Source organism: Salana multivorans (assembly GCF_003751805.1).
GTDB lineage: Bacteria > Actinomycetota > Actinomycetes > Actinomycetales > Beutenbergiaceae > Salana > Salana multivorans.
On the sequence record NZ_RKHQ01000002.1, the window covers coordinates 509,941 to 530,195 of the forward strand.

The 20,255-nt window shown below is 72.6% G+C and carries 21 protein-coding genes; 10 read left to right on the forward strand and 11 right to left on the reverse strand.

Annotated features, from left to right (window positions below; all coding sequences use genetic code 11):
• The first annotated feature begins 48 nt into the window (after positions 1-48).
• The 4 genes from EDD28_RS14555 to EDD28_RS14570 all read left to right on the forward strand — a co-directional run bounded on the left by EDD28_RS14555 (position 49) and on the right by EDD28_RS14570 (position 3,521).
• Positions 49-540, forward strand: a complete 492-nt coding sequence (locus tag EDD28_RS14555; protein WP_211339238.1) for an FHA domain-containing protein — start codon at positions 49-51, stop codon at positions 538-540.
• Positions 537-1,319, forward strand: a complete 783-nt coding sequence (ftsR, locus tag EDD28_RS14560) for a transcriptional regulator FtsR (RefSeq protein WP_123740479.1) — start codon at positions 537-539, stop codon at positions 1,317-1,319. Before EDD28_RS14555 ends, ftsR begins: the two co-directional genes overlap by 4 nt.
• 283 nt (positions 1,320-1,602) lie before the next feature.
• The gene (locus tag EDD28_RS14565; protein WP_123740480.1) at positions 1,603-2,196 is read left to right on the forward strand and encodes a MerR family transcriptional regulator; all 594 of its coding nucleotides are present in this window, start codon (positions 1,603-1,605) and stop codon (positions 2,194-2,196) included.
• 74 nt (positions 2,197-2,270) lie between these two features.
• Positions 2,271-3,521 carry an acyltransferase family protein gene (locus tag EDD28_RS14570; RefSeq protein ID WP_123740481.1) on the forward strand — a complete coding sequence of 417 codons (1,251 nt, stop codon included), beginning with the start codon at positions 2,271-2,273 and terminating at the stop codon, positions 3,519-3,521.
• Here the strand turns inward: EDD28_RS14570 and EDD28_RS14575 are convergent.
• Positions 3,418-4,149 (reverse strand): aminoglycoside 3'-phosphotransferase, encoded by a 732-nt coding sequence (locus EDD28_RS14575; protein ID WP_123740482.1) that lies wholly within the window; start codon positions 4,147-4,149, stop codon positions 3,418-3,420. The two genes, EDD28_RS14570 and EDD28_RS14575, sit on opposite strands and share 104 nt — an antisense overlap.
• A gap of 41 nt (positions 4,150-4,190) precedes the next feature.
• Between EDD28_RS14575 and EDD28_RS14580 the strand changes: the two genes are divergently transcribed.
• Entirely contained in the window at positions 4,191-4,871 is a 681-nt protein-coding gene (locus tag EDD28_RS14580; protein WP_123740483.1) for an HAD-IA family hydrolase, read from the forward strand.
• 14 nt (positions 4,872-4,885) lie between these two features.
• Here EDD28_RS14580 and EDD28_RS14585 read toward each other — a convergent pair whose 3' ends face one another.
• The 3 genes from EDD28_RS14585 to EDD28_RS14595 form a co-directional block, all read right to left on the reverse strand.
• Positions 4,886-5,323 (reverse strand): MmcQ/YjbR family DNA-binding protein, encoded by a 438-nt coding sequence (locus tag EDD28_RS14585; RefSeq protein WP_123740484.1) that lies wholly within the window; start codon positions 5,321-5,323, stop codon positions 4,886-4,888.
• A 62-nt stretch (positions 5,324-5,385) separates the two neighbouring features.
• Positions 5,386-5,778 carry a type II toxin-antitoxin system VapC family toxin gene (locus tag EDD28_RS14590; protein WP_170169509.1) on the reverse strand — a complete coding sequence of 131 codons (393 nt, stop codon included), beginning with the start codon at positions 5,776-5,778 and terminating at the stop codon, positions 5,386-5,388.
• On the reverse strand, positions 5,775-5,993 hold the full coding sequence (locus EDD28_RS14595) for an antitoxin (protein WP_123740486.1): 219 nt from the start codon (positions 5,991-5,993) through the stop codon (positions 5,775-5,777). The genes EDD28_RS14590 and EDD28_RS14595 overlap by 4 nt, the downstream gene beginning before the upstream one ends.
• A 136-nt stretch (positions 5,994-6,129) precedes the next feature.
• Here EDD28_RS14595 and EDD28_RS14600 point away from each other — a divergent pair, with 136 nt between their 5' ends.
• Entirely contained in the window at positions 6,130-6,354 is a 225-nt protein-coding gene (locus tag EDD28_RS14600) for a hypothetical protein (RefSeq protein ID WP_123740487.1), read from the forward strand.
• A gap of 133 nt (positions 6,355-6,487) precedes the next feature.
• Here the strand turns inward: EDD28_RS14600 and EDD28_RS14605 are convergent, their stop codons facing one another.
• Positions 6,488-7,009 carry a pyridoxamine 5'-phosphate oxidase family protein gene (locus tag EDD28_RS14605; protein ID WP_123740488.1) on the reverse strand — a complete coding sequence of 174 codons (522 nt, stop codon included), beginning with the start codon at positions 7,007-7,009 and terminating at the stop codon, positions 6,488-6,490.
• Between the two features lie 640 nt (positions 7,010-7,649).
• Between EDD28_RS14605 and EDD28_RS14610 the strand changes: the two genes are divergently transcribed.
• From EDD28_RS14610 to EDD28_RS14620, 3 genes are all read left to right on the forward strand, one after another.
• Positions 7,650-8,942 (forward strand): MFS transporter, encoded by a 1,293-nt coding sequence (locus EDD28_RS14610; protein ID WP_123740941.1) that lies wholly within the window; start codon positions 7,650-7,652, stop codon positions 8,940-8,942.
• Positions 8,943-9,010: 68 nt separating this feature from the next.
• On the forward strand, positions 9,011-9,499 hold the full coding sequence (locus EDD28_RS14615) for a hypothetical protein (RefSeq protein ID WP_123740489.1): 489 nt from the start codon (positions 9,011-9,013) through the stop codon (positions 9,497-9,499).
• 220 nt (positions 9,500-9,719) lie between these two features.
• Entirely contained in the window at positions 9,720-11,966 is a 2,247-nt protein-coding gene (locus EDD28_RS14620) for a 6-phosphofructokinase (protein ID WP_245968097.1), read from the forward strand.
• A 9-nt stretch (positions 11,967-11,975) separates the two neighbouring features.
• Here the strand turns inward: EDD28_RS14620 and EDD28_RS14625 are convergent, their stop codons facing one another.
• From EDD28_RS14625 to EDD28_RS14640, 4 genes are read right to left on the reverse strand one after another with little or no spacing between them, the layout of a single operon-like run.
• Positions 11,976-13,592 carry a cation:proton antiporter family protein gene (locus EDD28_RS14625; protein WP_123740491.1) on the reverse strand — a complete coding sequence of 539 codons (1,617 nt, stop codon included), beginning with the start codon at positions 13,590-13,592 and terminating at the stop codon, positions 11,976-11,978.
• Between the two features lie 3 nt (positions 13,593-13,595).
• Positions 13,596-15,962 carry an ATP-binding cassette domain-containing protein gene (locus EDD28_RS14630; protein ID WP_123740492.1) on the reverse strand — a complete coding sequence of 789 codons (2,367 nt, stop codon included), beginning with the start codon at positions 15,960-15,962 and terminating at the stop codon, positions 13,596-13,598.
• Positions 15,963-16,019: 57 nt separating this feature from the next.
• The gene (locus EDD28_RS14635) at positions 16,020-16,550 is read right to left on the reverse strand and encodes a shikimate kinase (protein ID WP_123740493.1); all 531 of its coding nucleotides are present in this window, start codon (positions 16,548-16,550) and stop codon (positions 16,020-16,022) included.
• Entirely contained in the window at positions 16,547-17,311 is a 765-nt protein-coding gene (locus EDD28_RS14640; RefSeq protein ID WP_170169510.1) for a type I 3-dehydroquinate dehydratase, read from the reverse strand. Before EDD28_RS14640 ends, EDD28_RS14635 begins: the two co-directional genes overlap by 4 nt.
• Before the next feature lie 200 nt (positions 17,312-17,511).
• Here EDD28_RS14640 and EDD28_RS14645 point away from each other — a divergent pair, with 200 nt between their 5' ends.
• Positions 17,512-17,853, forward strand: coding sequence for an RNA polymerase-binding protein RbpA (locus tag EDD28_RS14645; RefSeq protein WP_123740495.1), 342 nt, complete (start codon positions 17,512-17,514; stop codon positions 17,851-17,853).
• Positions 17,854-17,870: 17 nt separating this feature from the next.
• Here EDD28_RS14645 and EDD28_RS14650 read toward each other — a convergent pair whose 3' ends face one another.
• On the reverse strand, positions 17,871-18,647 hold the full coding sequence (locus tag EDD28_RS14650; RefSeq protein WP_123740496.1) for a polyprenol monophosphomannose synthase: 777 nt from the start codon (positions 18,645-18,647) through the stop codon (positions 17,871-17,873).
• On the reverse strand, positions 18,644-20,230 hold the full coding sequence (lnt, locus tag EDD28_RS14655; protein ID WP_245968098.1) for an apolipoprotein N-acyltransferase: 1,587 nt from the start codon (positions 20,228-20,230) through the stop codon (positions 18,644-18,646). The genes EDD28_RS14650 and lnt overlap by 4 nt, the downstream gene beginning before the upstream one ends.
• Positions 20,231-20,255 lie beyond the last annotated feature (25 nt).

Genomic DNA, 20,255 nt, shown 5'->3' on the forward strand with positions numbered 1-20,255 from the left:
CGGTCCGATAGGGTGGACTCCCTGACGAGCGGACGGAGGATGTGCGCGATGGCTGTCGATGACCGAGGCGGCATTGACGACGGCGGCGACGCCGTCACCGGGGTTCCGATCCCCGACAGCGCGACGACGGCGTACCTGCCGGCCTACGTCGACCCGGCCGAGGCGATCGAGCCGGCCCAGGGCCAGCTCGACGTCACACCGGACGCCGCGATCGAGGCTCTGCCGCCCTCCAGCGCGCTCCTCGTCGTGCAGCACGGCCCGAACTCGGGCGCCCGGTTCCTCCTCGACGCACCCACGACGTCGGTCGGCCGGGACACCAGCGCGGAGATCTTCCTCGACGACGTCACGGTCTCGCGCCGGCACGCCGAGTTCCGCCGCGTCGAGGACGGGTTCGAGGTCCGCGACGTCGGCTCGCTCAACGGCACGTACGTCAACCGCGAGCGGATCGAGGTCGCGCTGCTCCACGCGGGCGACGAGGTCCAGATCGGCAAGTACCGCCTCACGTTCCACCCGAGCCCGCAGCGGCCGAGCAGCTCATGAGCGGCGCGGTCGACCCGCGCCGACAGGAGACGGGTGAGCAGGGGGCGCAGGGCGGTGACACGCGTCCGGCGCTGACGGCGCTCGCCACCGAGCCGTGGCCGCGCGGCTTCTCGCGTCGCCCCACCATGAACATCGGCGCGGTGCTGGCGGAGCTCAAGCGCGAGTTCCCGACCGTGAGCCACTCCAAGATCCGGTTCCTGGAGGAGCAGGGTCTCGTCACGCCCGACCGCACGCCGTCCGGGTATCGCGTCTTCTCCGAGGCCGACGTCGAGCGGCTGCGATTCGCCCTCGCGGCGCAGCGCGACTCCTTCCTCCCGCTGCGCGTCATCCGGGAGAAGCTGGCCGCCCTCGACGCCGGCCTCGAGGACGTTCCCGTCGCGAGCGCGACCCCGGCTCAGCACGGCACGCGCGTCGGGCCGGAGGAGCTGGCGGCGCTCGTCGGGCTGAGCACCGAGCAGATCGGCGAGCTCACGGCCGCCGGCATCGTCGTCCCCGACGCTGGCGGGCGGTTCCCCGCGTCGTGCATCGCCGTGGCGCAGCTCGCCACCGAGCTCATGCGACTGGGGGTCGACCCCCGCCACCTGCGCATGATGCGCACGGCCGCCGACCGGCAGGTCGACGTCGTCGCCCAGCTCACCTCCGTGCTGCGCGGGCGCCCGAGCGCGCCGCAGGACGCGCGGGCGCGGGAGCGCGCGGTGCAGTCGGCCAACGACCTGTCCGGCCTCCTCTCGCGGCTGCACGGGTCGCTCGTCGCCGCCGGGGTCGAGCGCCTCTTCTGACCGGCTGTGACCGGTCCTTGACCAGTCCCTGACGGGCCGCTGACCGGGTGCCGACCGGAGGTGCGATGCCCGCCTCACCCTCAGGTGAAGCATGAGACTCTCCGGTGCGACACGCCGTCGGCGTGTCGCGGGCACGGACGTTGACGCCCGGGTGCGCCGTCCCTAGGTTGGCTACGATGGTGGACGGACACCATCGGGACGGGACCGCCGACGGCGTGGTCCCGCGGCCAGCACAGCAGGTAGCGCGGCACCGGGACGGTGTCGTGAACGGGAGGAGTCCGGCGTGGCGACGAGCAAGGCGGATGCAGTGCCGACGCACCAGATCGCCCAGGGTCTGCTGTTCGGTGAGGAGCTGCCCGACCTCGACGAGTTCACGGGCTACCGCGGCCCCGTCGCGTGCCGCGTCGCGGGGATCACCTACCGTCAGCTCGACTACTGGGCGCGCACCGGCCTCGTCGAGCCGACCGTCCGCAACGCCACCGGCTCCGGGACGCAGCGCCTCTACTCCTTCCGCGACATGCTCGTGCTCAAGGTCGTCAAGCGCCTGCTCGACACGGGCGTCTCGCTCCAGCAGATCCGCGCCGCCGTCGACCACCTGCGCGAGCGCGGGGTCGAGGACCTCGCCCAGATCACGCTCATGAGCGACGGCGCCTCCGTCTACGAGTGCACGTCGCCCGACGAGGTGTTCGACCTCGTCCAGGGCGGCCAGGGTGTCTTCGGCATCGCCGTCGGCCGGGTCTGGCGCGAGGTCGAGACCTCGATCGCCGAGTTCCCGACGGAGGCCGCCGAGACCTCCCAGGACGGGTCCGACGACGACGTGGTCCACCCGGGCGACGAGCTCGCCCGCCGCCGCGCCGCGAGGCTCCGCGCCGTCTGAGCCCCGTCCGCGGTCCGTCGACCGCGCGACGCCCGCCCGGCCGTGCGGCCCGGGGCGAGACGTACCCTGAGGTGATGTCCGAGCTCCGCCCGACCACCGGTCGGTCAGCCGCGCCGCGGCTTCGAGCCATGGACGCGCTGCGCCTGGTCGCCGCGCTCGCCGTCGTGCTGTTCCACTTCACGGCTCGCGACCACGTGCGCTGGGGGAGCGACCGCCTGCCGCACGACGTCTTCGGGGCGTTCTCCGGGGTGACCGTCTACGGGTACGCCGGGGTGCACCTGTTCTTCGTCGTCAGCGGGTTCGTCATCCTCATGTCGGTCTGGGGCCGGAGCGTCCCGCAGTTCCTCGCGTCGCGGGTGAGCCGGCTCTACCCGGCGTACTGGGTCGCGGTGCTGCTGACCGCGACGCTGCGCTGGTGGTGGCCGACGTTCGGCACCGTCCCAGCAGGGGCCGTCGCCGTCAACCTCACGATGACCCAGGACGCCTTCCACGTCGAGCGGGTCGACGGGGTCTACTGGACGCTCTGGGTCGAGCTGCAGTTCTACCTGCTCATGCTCGGCTTCCTGCTGTGGGGGATCACGGCCCGACGCGTGCTGGCCGTGGCCGCGATCGCGCCGCCGGCCATGGTCGCGCTCTCGTTCCTCGCGCCGAGGGCCGAGGCGGCGGTCGGGCTGCTCGGCTGGGCGCCCCTGTTCGCCGCCGGGATGGTGCTGTTCGTCATCCACCGGGAGGGCTCGAGCCTCGCGCGGTGGGCCGTCGTCGTCGGCAACGCGCTGCTGGCGGCGGTCGCGTCCGGGCTGCGGACCGTCGGCGCGATCGACGCCGTGGCGAGCGGCGGGCACGTGGTGCCGGTGGTGCTGGGAGCCGTGGCGGTCGCGGTCGTCGGGCTCGTCGCCGCGGTTGCGCTGGTGCCGACGCTGCGCGACCTCGACTGGGCGATCCTCACCGCGCTCGGCGCGCTGACCTACCCGCTCTACCTCATCCACGAGTACGTCGGGTGGGCGATCATCGAGACCACGCACGAGGCCCTGGGCCGCTGGCTCACGCTCGCCGTCGCCGTCGGGGGGTGCCTCGGCCTCGCGTGGCTGCTCCACCGGTTCGTCGAGGAGCCCGTGCACCGTCCGATGCGCCGGTGGCTGCAGACCCGGTTCGAGCGGGTCGGCGAGCTCCTGCGCGCCGCGGTCCGGCGCCCGGGTGCTGTCGCCGCGGACGCTAGAGGTACTAGAGGTACAGGTCGAGCACCCGGTAGAACGTCAGGCGCTCCGGATCGGCTCCCGTCGCCTCCGCGAGCTCCCGAGCCCGTGCCGGACCGAACGCGGGGTTGAGTCGAACGTCCGCCATCGATCGGTGCAGCAGCGCGAGGTCGAGGTGCCGGTCGGCGACGCCGAGGCGTCCGACGTCGAGCACGCCGGTCGGGCGCAGCGTCCCGGGATCGAGGTGGAAGTTCGGTAGGCACAGGTCGCCGTGGCAGACCGCGAGGTCGGCGGGCTCGGCCGCGCGGACGCGGTCGAGGATCGGGGCGTCGACCACGACCGCCGGCGGTGAACCGGCCGCCCGGGCGAGCGGGACCGTGACGGCGAGCCGACGGTCGAACGGGCAGTCGGCGGGGGAGAGGGCGTGCAGGGCCGCGAGCAGCTCGACCATCCCGCGCACCGCCCGTGCCGCGTCGGTGCGCGGGACGGAGCTGCCGGGGACGCCGGGCAGCGCACACGTCACGAGATGACTGACGCGGACGGCGGCGCCCGCCTCGTCGCTCCCGTCGACCCAGTCCAGGACGCGGGGCGCGCCGACGGGCGTCGTGGCGAGCCAGGTGAGCCGGTCGTGCTCGGCGGCCAGGGCGGTCCGCTCGACGCCGGTGGCGGACTTGACGTAGCTGCGACCGTCGGGGCTGCGGCGCACGACGGCGGCGCTGTGGCCGATGGTGACCCGGTCCCAGTCGTCGAAGGCCGCCATGGGGCACAACGGTAGCCGGGGGGCGTGGCTAGGGTCGGGGGATGCCGCTCACGATCCACGCCGCAGGCGTCCTCCTCGACATGGACGGGACGCTCGTGGACTCCACGGCCGTCGTCGAGCGGCTCTGGGTCGAGTGGGCGCGGGCGCACGCGCTGGAGCCGGCCGCCGTGCTCGGCGTCGTCCACGGCCGGCAGAGCCACGCGAGCATGGCGCTCCTGCTGCCCGAGCGGCCGCACGAGGCGAACCTGGCGGACGCGGCGCGGATGCTCGAGCAGGAGGTGGTCCAGCTCGACGGGGTGGTCGAGGTGCCCGGCGCCGCGGCCTTCGTCGCGTCCCTCGCGGGCACGCCGCACGTGCTGGTCACTTCCGCGTCGCGCGCGCTCGCGCACGCGCGGATGCGCGCGGCGGGCGTCGCGGTGCCGGAGGCGGCGGTCACGGCGGAGATGGTGCGGGCGAGCAAGCCCGACCCCGAGGGGTTCCGTCGGGGTGCCGAGATGCTCGGGGTGGAGCCGGGGGAGTGCGTCGCCTTCGAGGACTCCGAGGCCGGGATCGCGGCGGCGCGGGCGGCGGGGATGCGGGTCGTCGGGGTCGCCGTCCCGGTTGGTTCCGCGGCGGCGCGGGCAGTCGACTGGATCGTGCCCGACCTGCGGGAGGTCCGCGTCGTGATGAGCGGGGACGGCGGGGGAGTGACGATCGAGCTGCCCGACCGCGCGCCGGACTGAGGGTCAAGAAATGGTCAAGACTCGCGGGGGAGTCGGTCGTCGTCGGCGGGTGCGTTGTCGGCCAGCCACTGCCGGGCGACCCGCGCGGGCGCCCGCGTCAGCCACGCCTCGACGACCAGCTCGCGAAGATCGTCGGGGGAGACGCGGTCCAGGCGGCACAGGACGGCCGGGTAGCCGTCGAAGTGCGGGATGGTGAACACCGTGTCCGGTAGCTCGGCGAGCAGCGCGTCCTTCGTCTCCAGCGAGTCGGTGCGGACGCCGAGGACGACACCGTCCGGCCAGGAGCTGCCGAGGCTCGCCAGGGTCGCGAGGTCGGTCTTGCTCGGGCCGCGCTCCCAGACGAAGCCGCCGCTGGTGGTGCGCCACACCGCGCCGCCGCGGTGGCCGTCGACGGTCTCGGTCACCCCGGGCAGCCCCATCGCGATCGCGCGCACGTCGTCGAGGGTTGCCATCCCAGGATTGTGCTCTCGACAGGGGTCGTCGCGCTAGGAGCAGGCCGGCCGTCGTTGGTGAGCTACGGCAGCACGGTGTACCCCATCTGCCGTGCCTTCGAGGCGAGGCGCTCGTCGAACGTCAGAATCGGGTTGGCGTCCGAGACCGGTCCGGCGCTGAGGATGACGAGACAGTCGGGGATGGGGAGTCCAGCGGACGACCTCATCAGCGCGACGTCGAGGGGCGACGCGACCCGATCGAGCGGTGAGACCCCCAGCTCCTGGATGGCGGCCCAGACCTGCTGTGCCGCCGCGCGGCCGAGCTGAGCGGGGCCTGCCAGGACCTCGGCGATCGTGACCTCGTGCATGCCGAGAGGTTTGCCCAGGCGGGATCCGAGGAGTGCGACGGCTTGTTCGTGGTTCGCGTTCGCGCCGTCGAGGAATCCGATGACGACGTTCGCGTCGAGAACGTTCACTCCGCCCACTCGGCATCGAGGTCATCGAGGACGTTCGGTGGGAACATGCCGGTGGCCGAGCCGGCGAGGTCCTCGAGCGGTGTGGGAGCGGTCCGAACGGCGTCGTGCAGAAGTCGTCGGAGGTACTCGGACTGCGAGATGCCGAGGCGCGCCGCGCCGGCGGCGATACGGGCAGCGTCCCCGTCGGGGACGGCTCGGACGAGGATGTCGACCATCCCAGAATGATAGCATGGTGCGATATCATCCGCTAGGGCTGCGGTCACTGTCGGCTGGGCCGCCGGAGCGAGGGCGTCCCGTCTCGACGTCTCGACCAGATCGTGCCGGCGCTCACCGCGCATTGAGGACGGTGGTGTGCTCACCGCGTTCCGCGGCCTCGACGGCGTCGCGTCCTTCGGTGCCGACAGCGCCGGGCTCACCTCGGGGAACGTTGCGACGCCGCTGGCCGACGGCGCGCTGATCGTCGACCGCGCCGGCGTCAACCTGGACAACCAGCCGATCGCTCCCGACCACGTCGTCGGGACGCTGTACGCGGACCGCGACGCCCGCGAGTGGCTGGCGACGCAGGGGTGTGGCTAGCCGTCCCGCGCGTCGTCCTCGGGGGAGCACGCGATGCTGCTCGCTGTCGTCCTCTTCGTTCTACTGGAGACGCTGCATATCGAGGTTGGTCGTACTGCCGAGCCAAAGGGTGCGCCCGGTACCTGGGAGGGCTCTACGCGCCATCTGGTCGCCAGGTCTGGCGAGGGTGGTGGCCGGTGCGTCGCAGCCAGTGGTCGGTGTAGAGGATCCGGTGTGGCGTGATGACCGTCAGCGGATCCATCGGTGGCTCGTCGAGTGGCCGACCGCGCTCCGCGTGGTCGGATTGCCACCGGAAGGCCTCCCAGTACCGGTCGGCCTCTGGATCGACTCGCTCAAGAGTTCTGGCTGTGCCGAAGATCTGGGCGCCGCGGCTGCTTGCTTGGCCGACCAGCGGTGCGACGATTCCGGCTGAGACCCTGGGGTCGCGCCTGAGGTTGCGGGACTTCACCGAGGCGTTCCAGCTCGTGTAGAAGATCTCAAACCCGAGGCTGTAGTAGCGCACGGGCGTGGCGGCAGGGCTGCCGTCGGCGTTGACGGTTGCCAGGACCGCCACGTTGTTGGTGGACAGCAGGTTCAGGATGCGCTCCTCCAGCACTGCGCGCTCAAGGACACCATGCGGCGTCGGTCCTGCGAGCCAGGGATTCGTCAGAGGCATGAGTTCAGGGTGCCACGCGCTCGGGCGCAGCCGGCTACTCGCGGCGGCTGCCAGCGAGCCAGTTTCTCCTCGGAGGCATTAGGGCCCGGGTACGCGTCGGCCGGCGTAGCGGGCCCAGGGTTCGGCGGCGGCGGCTGCGTGGTTGTGGGCGGTGACGGCGTGGTACCCGAGCGCATCTGCCACGAGGGAGGGCGGGCATTCCACGACGAGTTCGCCGAGCGCGCGGTGGCGCCCGCCGAGGAGGTTGGTCCCAAGATCGCGCAGCCGGTCCATGACGGTGTTCGGGTGGAGATGTTGGCCAGCGCGCGTACTTGGGAACAGCCACGGGCTGTCGGGCCCGGCGCCAGTGCGCAAGTTGGGGCGGTTGGCGGCGTGGGAGCGCACGAGTTCAGCGAACGGTTCAGGAACGTCGAGAGAAGAGTTCGATTAGGTCGGCTCGGATCACGCCCGGACGGGGCGTCGCCGTAGGCCAGACAGGGGTTCCGGAGCGCAGTCGTCCGATCCCAAGGGGAGGGTGCGGCTGTTGCATCTGCTGCGATACGCAGGGGTTGTAATGACATAATGTCCATTATCGGCGTGAGGGGTGTGCGGCTGGGACCAGCCGTCCGGCGCCCACGGCGTGCCCACTACGCTCGACAGCGTGAGCGGCGAGAGACCCCCGGGTGCGGCCACCGCCACGACGCCGCCACGCGAGATCCTTCGCCATCCGGCGTTCGCCTACTTCTGGGGCGCGACGACGATCCGCGCCTTCGGCGGTGCGATCGCCGGGGTCGCGTTCCAGGTGCTCGTCGTCACGGTCGTCAACGCGACCCCGATGCAGATCAGCGTCTTGAGCGCGCTCGGTGTCGTGCCGTACCTCTTCCTCGGCCTGATCGTCGGCGCGCTGATGGATCGCTGGCGGCGCCAGCGCACCCTCGTGCTCACCACCATCGGGCGCGCGCTGACCCTCGCCGCGATCCCGGTGCTGCTGCTCCTGGACGCACTCGACTTCCGGTCCCTGGCCGCCGTCGTCCTCGTGCTCGGCGTGCTCACGCTGTTCGGCGACTCCGCGTCGCAGCCGCTGCTGCCACGCATCGTTCCGCAGCGGTCGCTCGTGATGGCCAACGCACGGCTCGGTCAGAGCCAGACCGTGGCGGAGACGACGGGGCCGGCGCTGGGAGGCGCACTGTTCACCCTCGTCGGGGCGCCGACCCTCTTCGCGTTCGACGCGGTCATCAACCTGATCGCCGCCGGTCTGCAGGCGCGGATCAGGGTCGACGAGCCGAAGCCGAGACCGCGCCCGGCGGGACGGCACGTCGGGCACGACATCGCCGATGGCATCCGCTACACCTACCGGCATCCGACCCTGCGCCCCCTCGCGCTCTCGGTGCACGTCTGGTTCCTCGGCAACAGCATCGTCACGACCGTCTTCGCCGTCTTCGTCCTGCGTCAGCTGGCCCTTCCGACGTGGGCGTACGGCGTCGCGCTCGCGATCGGGGGCGCCGGCGGCTTCGTCGGAGCGATGATCGCGCCCCGCGTCGGCTCCGGGCTCGGCGCGGGCAGGGCGATCCTGCTGGGTCGCGTCCTGGTCGCCGTGCCGTGGCTCGTGCTCGCTCTCGCTCCGCTCACCGCCGACAGCGGCGTCGCCGCCATCCTCGGAGTCGTCGCGACCGCGCAGTTCCTCTACTGCCTGGCCATGGGCATCGAAGACACCAACGACATCTCCTATCGCCAGTCGGTCGCGCCGGACGCCATCCAGGGACGAATGAACTCGACGATCCGCACCGTGAACCGCGTCGTGTTCCTGTTCGGCGCTCTCCTGGCCGGTCCGCTCATGACGCTCCTCGGCTTCCAGCTCACGATCGGCATCGGCGCGGGCGTCTTCGTCGTGGCCGCGCTGGTGATCGCGCTCTCGCCGCTTCGCGACGCCCGGCACGAGGGCGCACCCGACTGATCGGGCACGCCCCTCCCCCGGCGTCCGTCCGGTCCCGACCGGCGTCGAGACCTCGGTAGCCTGGCGGGATGCCGCGCGAGACGTCCGCACCGACGACCCCAGCCCCCGAGAAGGGCGCCGTCGTGCGCGGGATGCGCGCGGCCCTGCCGGCCATCGCCGCCACGGCGGTGCTGCTGGTCCTGGACACCGCCGTTCGCGGCCTCGCCGGCAGCGCGCCGAGCGTGGCGGCGGCGCTGCTCTCGGGACCCGCCACCGTCCTGCTCGTGTTCCTGCTGCCGGCAGCGCTCGTCGCGCTGGCCGTCGTCGCCTTCCTCGCGACGATGCAGGGCAGGGCGCCCACGGTTCGGACCGCATCGCTCCTCGTCGGCCTCTCGACGCTCGCGTGGATCGGGACCGCCAACCGGACGCTCGTCGGGCTCCTCTACGCCGCCGTCATCGCGATCGGCGGCGCGCTGATCGGCTGGATCATGAGCCAGCCCTGGCCGCGGACGCGGCGCATCGTCGCCTCGCTCGGGATCGCCGCCGGCGCGCTCGTGGTCCTCGGCTTCGGCTCGTAGCCGGCCCGGCCCGCCGCTCCCCCGCGGTGTCCACCCCGGCACCGGATGACGACGAGAACCCGGTCCGCCACGGGACACGGCGGTGACGGTGTCCACCGCGGGACCGCCCGGTGTCGCGGAGCCGAACCAGCGGTGGCCATCGACCCGGCACACCGCCGCGACGCTCGCGGGAGACCTTGGTCGTACCGACGACCCCGCGGCATTCGGCAGGATGGTGCCCATGGCACTCGACCACCACGCCACCGACCGCTCGGGTCACGGCGCCCCTCTCCGGATCGGCATCCTCACCAGCGGCGGTGACGCGCAGGGCATGAACGCGGCCGTGCGCGCCGTCGTGCGGACCGCGATCAGCCGCGGCGCCGAGGTCTACGCGATCTACGAGGGCTACCAGGGCATGATCGACGGCGGCGACCGCATCCGCCGGTTCGGCTGGGAGGACGTCGGCAGCATCCTCAACAAGGGCGGCACGACGATCGGCACGTTCCGGAGCAAGGAGTTCCGCGAGCGCTCGGGCCGGCTCCGCGCCGCCCGCAACCTGCTGCTCCTCGGGATCGACCGGATCGTGGTGATCGGCGGCGACGGGAGCCTGTCCGGGCTCGACCTGTTCCGGGCGGAGTGGCCGGGCCTGCTCGCGGAGCTGGTCGAGAACGGGGAGATCGCGCCGCAGATCGCCGAGGCCCACCCGACCCTCATGATCGCTGGCCTCGTCGGGTCCATCGACAACGACCTGGTCGGCACCGACATGACGATCGGCGCGGACAGCGCGCTGCACCGGATCGTCGACGCCATCGACGCCCTGGCCAGCACCGCGGCCAGCCACCAGCGCTCGTTCGTCGTCGAGGTGATGGGACGCCACTGCGGCTACCTCGCCCTCATGAGCGCCATCGCAGGCGGGTGCGACTACGTCCTCATCCCCGAGCACCCCCCGGCCGATGGCTGGGAGGACCGGATGTGCGCCGAGCTGCGCCGCGGACGGGCTGCCGGGCGGCGCGACAGCATCGTCATCGTCGCGGAGGGCGCCCGCGACCGCGCGGGCAACCCGATCACCTCCGAGTACGTCCGCCAGGTCATCGAGCGCGAGCTCGACGAGGACACCCGCGTCACGATCCTCGGCCACGTCCAGCGCGGTGGCGTGCCGTCGGCGTTCGACCGCTGGGCCTCGACGTGGCTGGGCTACACGGCCGCCGAGGAGCTGCTCGCGGCGACCCCCGACTCCGAGGCGAACGTCATCGGCATCCGCGGCAACCGGATGTCGGCGATCCCGCTCGTCGAGGCCGTCCGCCAGACCCGCGAGGTCGCCGCCTGCATCGAGCGCGCCGACTACGAGGAGGCCATGGCGCTGCGCGGCAGCTCGTTCACGGAGATGACGAAGATCTTCCGCGAGCTGGCCGAGCCCTCCCGCGTCGACGCCTCCGACTGCGCCAAGCGGATCGCCATCGTCCACGCGGGCGGCCTCGCGCCGGGGATGAACACGGCGGCGCGCGCCGCCGTCCGGCTCGGCATCTCGCGCGGGCACACGATGCTCGGCGTGCGCAACGGCTTCCACGGCCTGCGCGACGGCGAGATCGAGGAGATGGACTGGGGCACGGTCGAGGGCTGGACCGCCGACGGCGGGGCCGAGCTCGGCGTCCGGCGCAGCGTCCCGAAGCTGGACTGGCTCTACTCGATCAGCCGCTCCCTCGAGGAGCACCGCGTCGACGCGCTCCTCGTCATCGGCGGCTGGAACGCGTACGAGTCGGCCCACCTGCTCTACTCCGAGCGCGAGCGCTACCCCTCCTTCACCATCCCGACCGTCTGCGTCCCGGCCAGCATCGACAACAACCTGCCGGGCTCCGAGCTGTCGATCGGGTGCGACACGGCGCTCAACGTGCTCGTCGAGGCGATCGACCGGCTCAAGCTCTCGGGCAGCGCGACCAAGCGGGCGTTCGTCGTGGAGACGATGGGGCGCTACTGCGGCTACCTCGCGCTCATGAGCGGCCTCGCCGGCGGTGCCGAGCGGGTCTACCTGCACGAGGACGGCGTCCAGATCACCGACCTGGTCCGCGACATCGCGTGGCTGCGGGAGAGCTTCGCCGCCGGCCGGCGACTCTTCCTCGCCGTCCGCAACGAGAACGCGAGCGAGAACTACACGACCGACTTCATGGCCCGGCTCCTGCGGGAGGAGGGCGGTGACCTGTTCGACGTGCGCCAGGCCGTCATCGGGCACATCCAGCAGGGCGGCTCCCCCACGCCGTTCGACCGGCTGTTCGCGACGCGGCTCACCTCGCACGCGATCAACCTGCTCGGCGACGAGCTGGCGGCCGGCACCAGCAAGGGCTACTACGTCGGCCTCATGGGGTCGAAGGTCGGCGCCTCACCGATCGCGCACATGATGGAGCACATGGACAAGGAGTTCCGCCGGCCGCTCGACCAGTGGTGGCTCGCGCTGCGCGACGTCTCCAAGGCGGTCGCGGGCGAGGCCCACTGACCCGCTCCCCTACAGCTCCTGCGGCGTGTCCGGGGCCGGCAGCAGCGGTCTCCCGCGGGCCAGCCGGTTCGCCTGGTCGGCCAGCTCGGCGCCGGCGCCGGCGTAGACGTTGAACGCCTCGTCGACGCCGTGCTCGCGCGCCCAGGTGACCTCGTCCTGGTACCGCGCCACGGTCGCGACCTTGCCGTCGTACCCGGACTCGCGCAGGCAGTCGAGCGCCGTCACGTTCGCGCCGTGCTCGTGCATGGCGAGCACGGCCGTGCGCACCGAGTCGCTGCGCCGCAGCCGGTTCCAGAAGTCGAGGTCGGTCGCGTCCCCGAGCACGACGTCGCGTCCCTCGGCCCGGTGGGTGCGCACGCGCGCGTCGTCGTAGTCGACCCCGACGACGCGCAGCCCGTGCACGTCCCGCATCCGGTCGTAGGCGGCGACGCCGACGCGGCCCATCCCGAGGACGACGACCTCCGCGTCGCCGGCGTCGGCCGGCAGCTCCTCGGGGTGCATCCGGGACAGCGGCTGCTTCGGCAGGCGCAGCGCGAGCTTCTCCACCATGAGGTGCCCGCGGCCGTTGAGCAGCGCGGCGACGACGAAGCTGAGCGCGACCGCGATCGAGATCTCCACCAGCCACGTCGAGCCGAGCAGCCCGGCCTCGACGCCCATCGCGACGACGATGAGCCCGAACTCCGAGTAGTTCATGAGCGACAGCCCCGCGAGCAGCGACGTGCGCAGCCGCAGCCTCAGCAGCCACATGAGCGCGACGTACAGGGCGCCCTTGAACGGCAGCAGCAGCACCATGAAGAGCGCGATCTCGAGGATCGGCAGGTCCGGCAGCCCGGTCAGCCCGATCGAGACGAAGAAGCCGACGAGCAGCAGCTCCTTGATGTGGAACAGCGAGCGCGCCAGCTCCGACGCCGCCGGGTGCGACGCGAGCAGGATGCCCATGACGAGCGCGCCGAGGTCACCCTTGAGCCCCACCGCCGAGAACAGCCAGTAGCCGGGAACGAGCGCCATGACGACGCCGAACAGCGACTGCATCTCGCCGTGCCCGATCCGGCTCCACGCCCAGCGCAGCACCCGCGAGGCCGGCCATAGCAGCACCAGGGCGAGCGCCCAGGGGCTCGGCAGGTGTCCGCTCGTCGCCGTGAGGAACACGACCGCCGCGATGTCCTGGATGACGAGGATGCCGATGGCCACCCGGCCGTACAGCGAGTGCGACTCGCCGCGCTCCTCGAGCACCTTGACGACGAACACCGTGCTGGAGAACGACAGCGCGAACGCGAGCAGCGCGAACGTCTGGACGCTCTGCCCCGTGATCATCGGCAGGCCGACGAGCGAGGCGGCCCACAGCACGCCCGTGCCGAACGCAACGGACAGCACGAGGTGCGACGTGGCGGTCAGCCAGACCTCGCGCCGGATGAGCATGCGCAGGTCGAGCTTGAGGCCGATCCCGAACAGCAGGAGCGTGACGCCGAGGTCGGCGATCGTGTCGATGGCCGGCAGGTACGGCTCGTGCATCCAGTTGAGCACGAAGCCCGCCGCGAGGAAGCCGACCAGCGGCGGCAGCTTGAGCAGGACGGCGGCGAACCCCAGGACGAGGGTGACGGCGAGGTAGACCGCGACGACCTCCACGGCTCAGCCGCTCGTCCGCGTGCCGGCGGCGACGTAGCGCGCGAGGTGCTCCCCCGTCGTCGTCGATCGTTGCGCGACCAGCTCGGCCGGCGGTCCGGAGAAGACGACGCGGCCGCCGTCGTGCCCCGCCCCCGGTCCGAGGTCGATGATCCAGTCGGCGTGCGCCATGACGGCCTGGTGGTGCTCGATGACGATGACCGACGTGCCCGACTCCACGAGCCGGTCCAGCAGCGCGAGCAGGTGGTCGACGTCGGCGAGGTGGAGGCCGGTGGTCGGCTCGTCGAGCACGTAGACCGTCCCCTTCTCCCCCATCCGCGCCGCCAGCTTGAGTCGCTGCCGCTCGCCGCCGGACAGCGTCGTGAGCGGCTGGCCGAGCGTGAGGTAGCCGAGCCCGACGTCGACCATCCGACGCAGGACGGCGTGCGCGGCCGGGGTCGCCGCCGGTCCCTCGCGGAAGAACGGCTCGGCCTGCGCGACGGGCATCTCGAGCACCTCGGCGATGTTCCGGCCGCCGAGCGTGTACTCCAGGACGGAGGCGTCGAACCGCCGGCCCTCGCAGTCCTCGCAGCGCGTCGTGACGCCGGCCATCATCGCCAGGTCCGTGTAGATGACGCCGGCGCCGTTGCAGGTCGGGCAGGCTCCCTCCGAGTTCGCGGAGAAGAGCGCCGGCTTGACGCCGTTGGCCTTGGCGAACGCCTTGCGGATCGGCTCGAGCAGCCCCGTGTACGTCGCCGGGTTGGACCGCCGGGAGCCCTTGATCGCGCGCTGGTCGATGACGACGACGCCCTCGCGGCCCGCGACGGACCCGTGGACGAGCGAGCTCTTGCCCGAGCCGGCGACGCCCGTGACGACGACGAGCACGCCGAGCGGCACGTCGACGTCGACGTCCTCGAGGTTGTTGAGCGTCGCCCCGCGCACCTCGAGCGTCCCGGTCGGCGTCCGGACCTCCTCCTTGAGAGCGACGCGGTGGTCGAGGTGGCGACCGGTGAGCGTTCCGCTGGTGCGCAGCCCGTCGACCGAGCCCTGGTAGACGACCTGTCCCCCGGAGCTGCCGGCGCCCGGTCCGATGTCGACGGCGTGGTCGGCGATCGCGATGGTCTCGGGCTTGTGCTCGACGACCAGCACCGTGTTGCCCTTGTCCCGCAGCGCGAGCAGCAGCCGGTTCATCCGCTCGATGTCGTGCGGGTGCAGGCCGATCGTCGGCTCGTCGAAGACGTAGGTGACGTCCGTGAGCGAGGAGCCGAGGTGGCGGATCATCTTGGTCCGCTGGGACTCCCCGCCGGACAGCGTCCCGGAGGACCGGGCGAGCGAGAGGTAGCCGAGGCCGATCTCGACGAACGAGTCGAGCGTCTCGACCAGCTTCTCCACGAGCGGCGCCACGTCCGGGTCCTCGATCTCCCGCACCCACGCCGCGAGGTCGCTGATCTGCATCGCGCAGGCCTCACCGATGTGGATGCCGCGGATCCTCGAGGACCGCGCGCCCTCGTTCAGCCGGGTGCCGCCGCACTCGGGACAGGTCCGGAACACGATCGCCCGGTCGACGAACGCACCGATGTGCGGCTGCATCGCCTCGCGGTCTTTGGACAGGAACGACTTGCGAATGCGCGGGATGAGGCCCTCGTAGGTGACGTTGATCCCCTCGACCTTGATCCGCGTCGCCTCCTTGTGCAGGAGGGCGTCCAGCTCCTTGGGCGTGAAGTCACGGATCGGCTTGTCCGGGTCGAAGTAGCCGCACTCGCGGTAGATCCGCCCGTACCAGCCGTCCGCCGTGAACCCGGGGACGAGCAGCGCGCCCTCGCTGAGCGACCGGTCGGCGTCGAAGAGCTGGGTGAGATCGAAGTCGGAGACGTTGCCGAGACCCTCGCACCGCTCGCACATGCCGCCCGTGATCGTGAACGAGCGCCGCTCCTTGACCTGCCGGCCGCCCTTCTCCACGGTGACGGCGCCGGCCCCGCTGACCGAGGCGATGTTGAACGAGTACGCCTTCGACGAGCCGAGGCTCGGCCGGCCGAGTCGGCTGAACAGGATCCGCAGCATCGCGTTCGCGTCCGTCGCGGTGCCGACGGTCGAGCGGGGGTTGGCCCCCATCGACTCCTGGTCGACGATGATCGCCGTCGTCAGCCCCTCGAGCACGTCGACGTCGGGGCGCGCCAGCGTCGGCATGAACCCCTGGACGAAGGTCGAGTAGGTCTCGTTGATGAGCCGCTGGGACTCGGCGGCGATCGTGTCGAAGACGAGCGAGCTCTTGCCGGAGCCGGACACGCCCGTGAACACGGTGAGCCGCCGTTTCGGAAGGTCGACGTCGATGTCGGCGAGGTTGTTCTCCCGCGCGCCGCGGACCTGGATCACGTCATGGCTGTCTGCTTGCATCGCACGCGACGCTAACAGGTCGTCGTCACCGAGGTGTGACGCACGTCTCCCGTGGACTCAGGCGTCGGGCAGCAGCGCGAGGATGCGCCGCGCGACGGCCGCCGGCGTGCCGCGATCGGTCGTGACGACGTGCGACGCGACCTCCTCGTAGACCGCGCGCCGCTCCGCCGCGATCCGGTTCCACCGCTGCCGAGGCGACTCGCCGTCGCCGTGCAGCATCGGGCGACGCTGGTCTGTGCCGATCCGCAGCAGCGCCTGTCGCGCCGACACGTCGAGGAACACGACCACGCCCCCGTCCGCGCGATAGCCGGCCAGGGCGCGGCGCGTGTCCGGGTGGAGCACGGCTCCCCCACCGAGCGCGAGGACGCCGGCGGTCGTGCCGAGCGCCTCGACCACGACGTCACGCTCGATCTCGCGGAACGCCGGCTCACCGTCGGCGGCGAAGATCTCCGCGATCGTGCGGCCGGCGCGCTCCTCGATCATCGCGTCCGTGTCGTGGATCGCGACGCCGAGCGCGGTGGCGGCGCGGCGTCCGACGGCGCTCTTGCCCGAGCCCATCGGGCCGCACAGCACGAGCGTCGGCCTCATCGGGCCGCCTCCCCGAGCAGGTCGAGCACCTGCGCGGCGGCGCGCACGTCGAGCTGGCCGGGGGCCGACCCCTCCCCCAGGCGCGCGAACGTCAGCGGCGCGCGCCACAGCGCGCCGCCGACGCGGGACAGCACGCCGAGCCGGCCCATCGCGACGGGCAGCACGACACGGTTCAGCGCCGTGCGGGCGCGGACGGCGGAGGTGAGCAGCCGGAGCACGTCGGCGTCGGAGTCCGGGGTGGTGGCGACCTTGAGCACGTCGCTCCCCCGGCGCGCGAGCTCGGCGAACCGCACGTCGAGGTCGTCGGGCGTCCCGCCGAAGTCGTGGCTCGACCCGACGACGGCGACGCCGGCGTCGCGGGCCAGGCGCACCGGGCCGGTGACGACCTCCTCGCCGCGGGTCAGCTCGACGTCGATCGCGTCGGCGCCGACCGCGACGAGGGCCGCGAGCAGATCGTGGTACCCGTCGTCGTCGAGCCCGCCGGGGCCGCCCTCGAGGAGCGAGCGATAGGTGGCGAGGACGGGGAGGCCGCCCTCGGCCCGCAGCGCCGGGAGCTGCGCGACCGCCGCGAGGAGGTCCGCCGTGGCGAGCCGCCCGCCGGAGCCCTCGGAGCCGTCGGAGCCGAGCGCGTCGAGCCGCCACTCGACGACCTCGGCCCCCGCCTCGCGGGCGCGGACGGTCGCGGCGATCGCCGCCGGGACGTCCGGCGCGCTGACCGGGACCGCGACGGCGGGTCGGACGGGGTGCAGGTCGAGGCTCACGGGACCATCCCACCACGGATCGGGGCCGGCCATCCGGCACGTTCCCGGTGCGACCTTCACGCGACCTTCACAGGGCCGTCGGGAACATAGGACGCACCGTCCGACGTTGACTCTCAGTACGGCGAACGGCCGACAGTGATCGCAGGGTCGGCGGCCTCATACGGGGGTCGTCCGGATGCGCGGTCAGGAAGGAGTCAACCATGGCAGAACGCACCCTTCGCGGCATGAAGATCGGCGCGAACAGCATGGAGTCCGAGACGGGGGTCGAGCTCGCCCCTCGGATCGAGGCCGTGTACGACTGCCCGGACGGGACGGTCCTCGTCGTCCCCTTCTCGGCGGAGGCGGAGGTTCCGGCCATCTGGGAGGTTCCCTCCGGTGAGGCTCTGCTCCGGGACGCCGAGCGCCCCGAGCCCAAGGCGACCAAGCCGCAGCGCACCCACTGGGACATGCTGCTCGAGCGCCGGTCCATCGACGAGCTCGAGGACCTGCTCAACGAGCGGCTCGAGCTGCTCCGCTCCGGTCAGCTCCGCAAGAGCGCCTGACCGACCAGCACCCGTGGTCAGCGCGCGAGCGACTGACCGTCCGACGCCTGGCGCCGCATGCGGCGCCAGGCGTCCTGCATTCCCCACCGGGTCACGTTGACGAAGGCCTCCCGCACGATCGACCCCGTCATCTTCGAGACGCCCTCGACCCGCTCGACGAACGTGATCGGCACCTCGACGATCCGCCCGCCCATCCGGTGCACGCGGTAGGTCATGTCGACCTGGAACGCGTACCCGTGCGACTCGACCTCGTCCAGCGGGAGCGTGCGCAGCACCCACGCCGGGTAGGCGCGGAAGCCGGCCGTCGCGTCCTTCACCGGCAGCCGCAGCACGAGGCGCGGGTACGCGGTCCCGGCGCGGCTGATGAGCTGGCGGTACCACGGCCAGTTGACCGTTCCGCCGCCGCGGACGCGGCGCGAGCCGATCACGAGCGCGACCCGCTCGTCCCGCGCGGCCTCCAGCAGCCGGGGCAGCTCCTCCGGCCGGTGCGAGGCGTCGGCGTCCATCTCGACGACGAGGTCGTAGCCGTGCTCGAGCGCCCAGCCGAACCCCGCGATGTAGGCGCGGCCGAGGCCGTCCTTCGACGTGCGGTGCAGGACGTGGACCTGGGCGTCGCGCTCACCGAGCTGCTCCGCCCACTCCCCCGTGCCGTCCGGGCTGGCGTCGTCGACGACGAGGACGTCGGCGCCCGGGACCGACCGGCGCAGCCGGTCGAGCGTCCCCGGCAGGGCCTCGCGCTCGTTGTAGGTCGGGATGATGACGACGACGCGGGGGTCGCTCTCCTGCGAGGTCACCTGGGGCCTTTCGTGTCGGGGCGGCGGGTCCTGCCCGCCGAGACGAGGCCGAGCAGCAGCGCGAGCCCCGCAACACCATACGCGCCCCACTGCAGCCGCGGGGCGAGGTTCGTCGCGGGCGTCACGCTCGTGCGCAGCGGCAGGTCGGCGAGCATCGTCGCGGGCGTGAACAGCTCGGTCCGCTCCGAGACCACCCCGTTCGGCCAGACGATCCCGGAGACCCCGACGGTCGAGACCTGCACCGCCGCGCGGCCGTGCTCGACGGCCCGGAAGACGGTCATGGCGAGCTGCTGCTCCGACTCGGCGGTGAGGCCGAACGAGGCGTTGTTCGTCGGGACGACGAGGATCTCCGCGCCGTCGCGCACCGAGTCGGCGACGATCTCGTCGTAGGCGACCTCGAAGCAGATCGCGACGCCGAACGGCACCTCCCGCTCCCCCACCGGGACCGGCAGGATGGCCGGCCCGGTGCCCTTGGCCATGTCGACGGTCACGAGGTCGACCGCCGAGGTGACCCGGCGGGCGAGGTCGCGCAGCGGGATGTACTCGGCGAACGGCGCCGGGTGCTGCTTGGCGTAGACGGCGACGGCGCCGATCCCCGGGTCCCAGCGCACCATGTCGTTGTACCGGGCCGTCGCCCGCCCGTCGTCCCCGTAGACGTAGCTCTGCGTGCCGAGCAGGATCGGCACGCCGGCCGCCTCGGACGCCTCGGTCACGGCGGCCTGCGCCTGGGCGTCCGTCCGCGGGTCGTAGTCGGCTGCGTTCTCCGGCCAGAGCACGACGTCGAGCGACCGGCCCTCGGCCTCGGCCCGCTCGAGGAGGTCGAGGGTGCCGGCGACGTGGTTGGCGATGACGCCGCGCGCGTTGGCGAAGGCGTCGAGGCCGGCGTTCGGGACGTTGCCCTGGACGGCTCCGACGGTCACGGTCCCGGCCTCGGCGCGCGTGCCGAGCGGCACGGCGAGGCACAGCAGGGGCACGAGCACCGTGACCCCGAGGCTCACGAGCGCCCGGCCGGGCCGGCCCTCGCGCATCCGCCACCACACGAGGGCGAGAGCGAACCCGAGCCCGGCGACGATGCCGCCGACCAGCGGCGTCCCGCCCAGCGACGCGAGCCGCAGGAGCGGTCCGGTGGTCTGGGAGAACGCGAGCCGCGCCCACGGGAACCCCTCGAACGGCGCGATCGACCGGACGCCCTCCAGCGCGACCCACAGGGCCGACCAGGCGAGCGCGCCGACCCAGCCGCGCCGGGCGGGCGGCCAGCGCCGGATCCACGCCCACGCGGCGCCGACGAGGCCGACGTAGGCGGCGAGGACGAGCGAGAACAGGACCCAGGTGGCGCCGCCGACCGAGTCGAACACCCACCACAGGTGGACGAGGTAGAAGACCGCACCCCAGGTGAGCCCGACCAGGAAGCCCCACCGCGCCGAGTCGCGGCGCAGGGCGAGCACGAGCAGGGCGATGCCGACGAAGGCGAGCGGCCACAGGTTGCGCTGTGGGAAGGCCGCGTCGGTCAGCAGGCCACCGAGGGCCGCGAGGAGGAGGGTCAGCGGGCGCCGCGGCTCGGTCACGGACACGGGGGCTGGCACCCCGCCAGGATACGTCGCGCCCGGG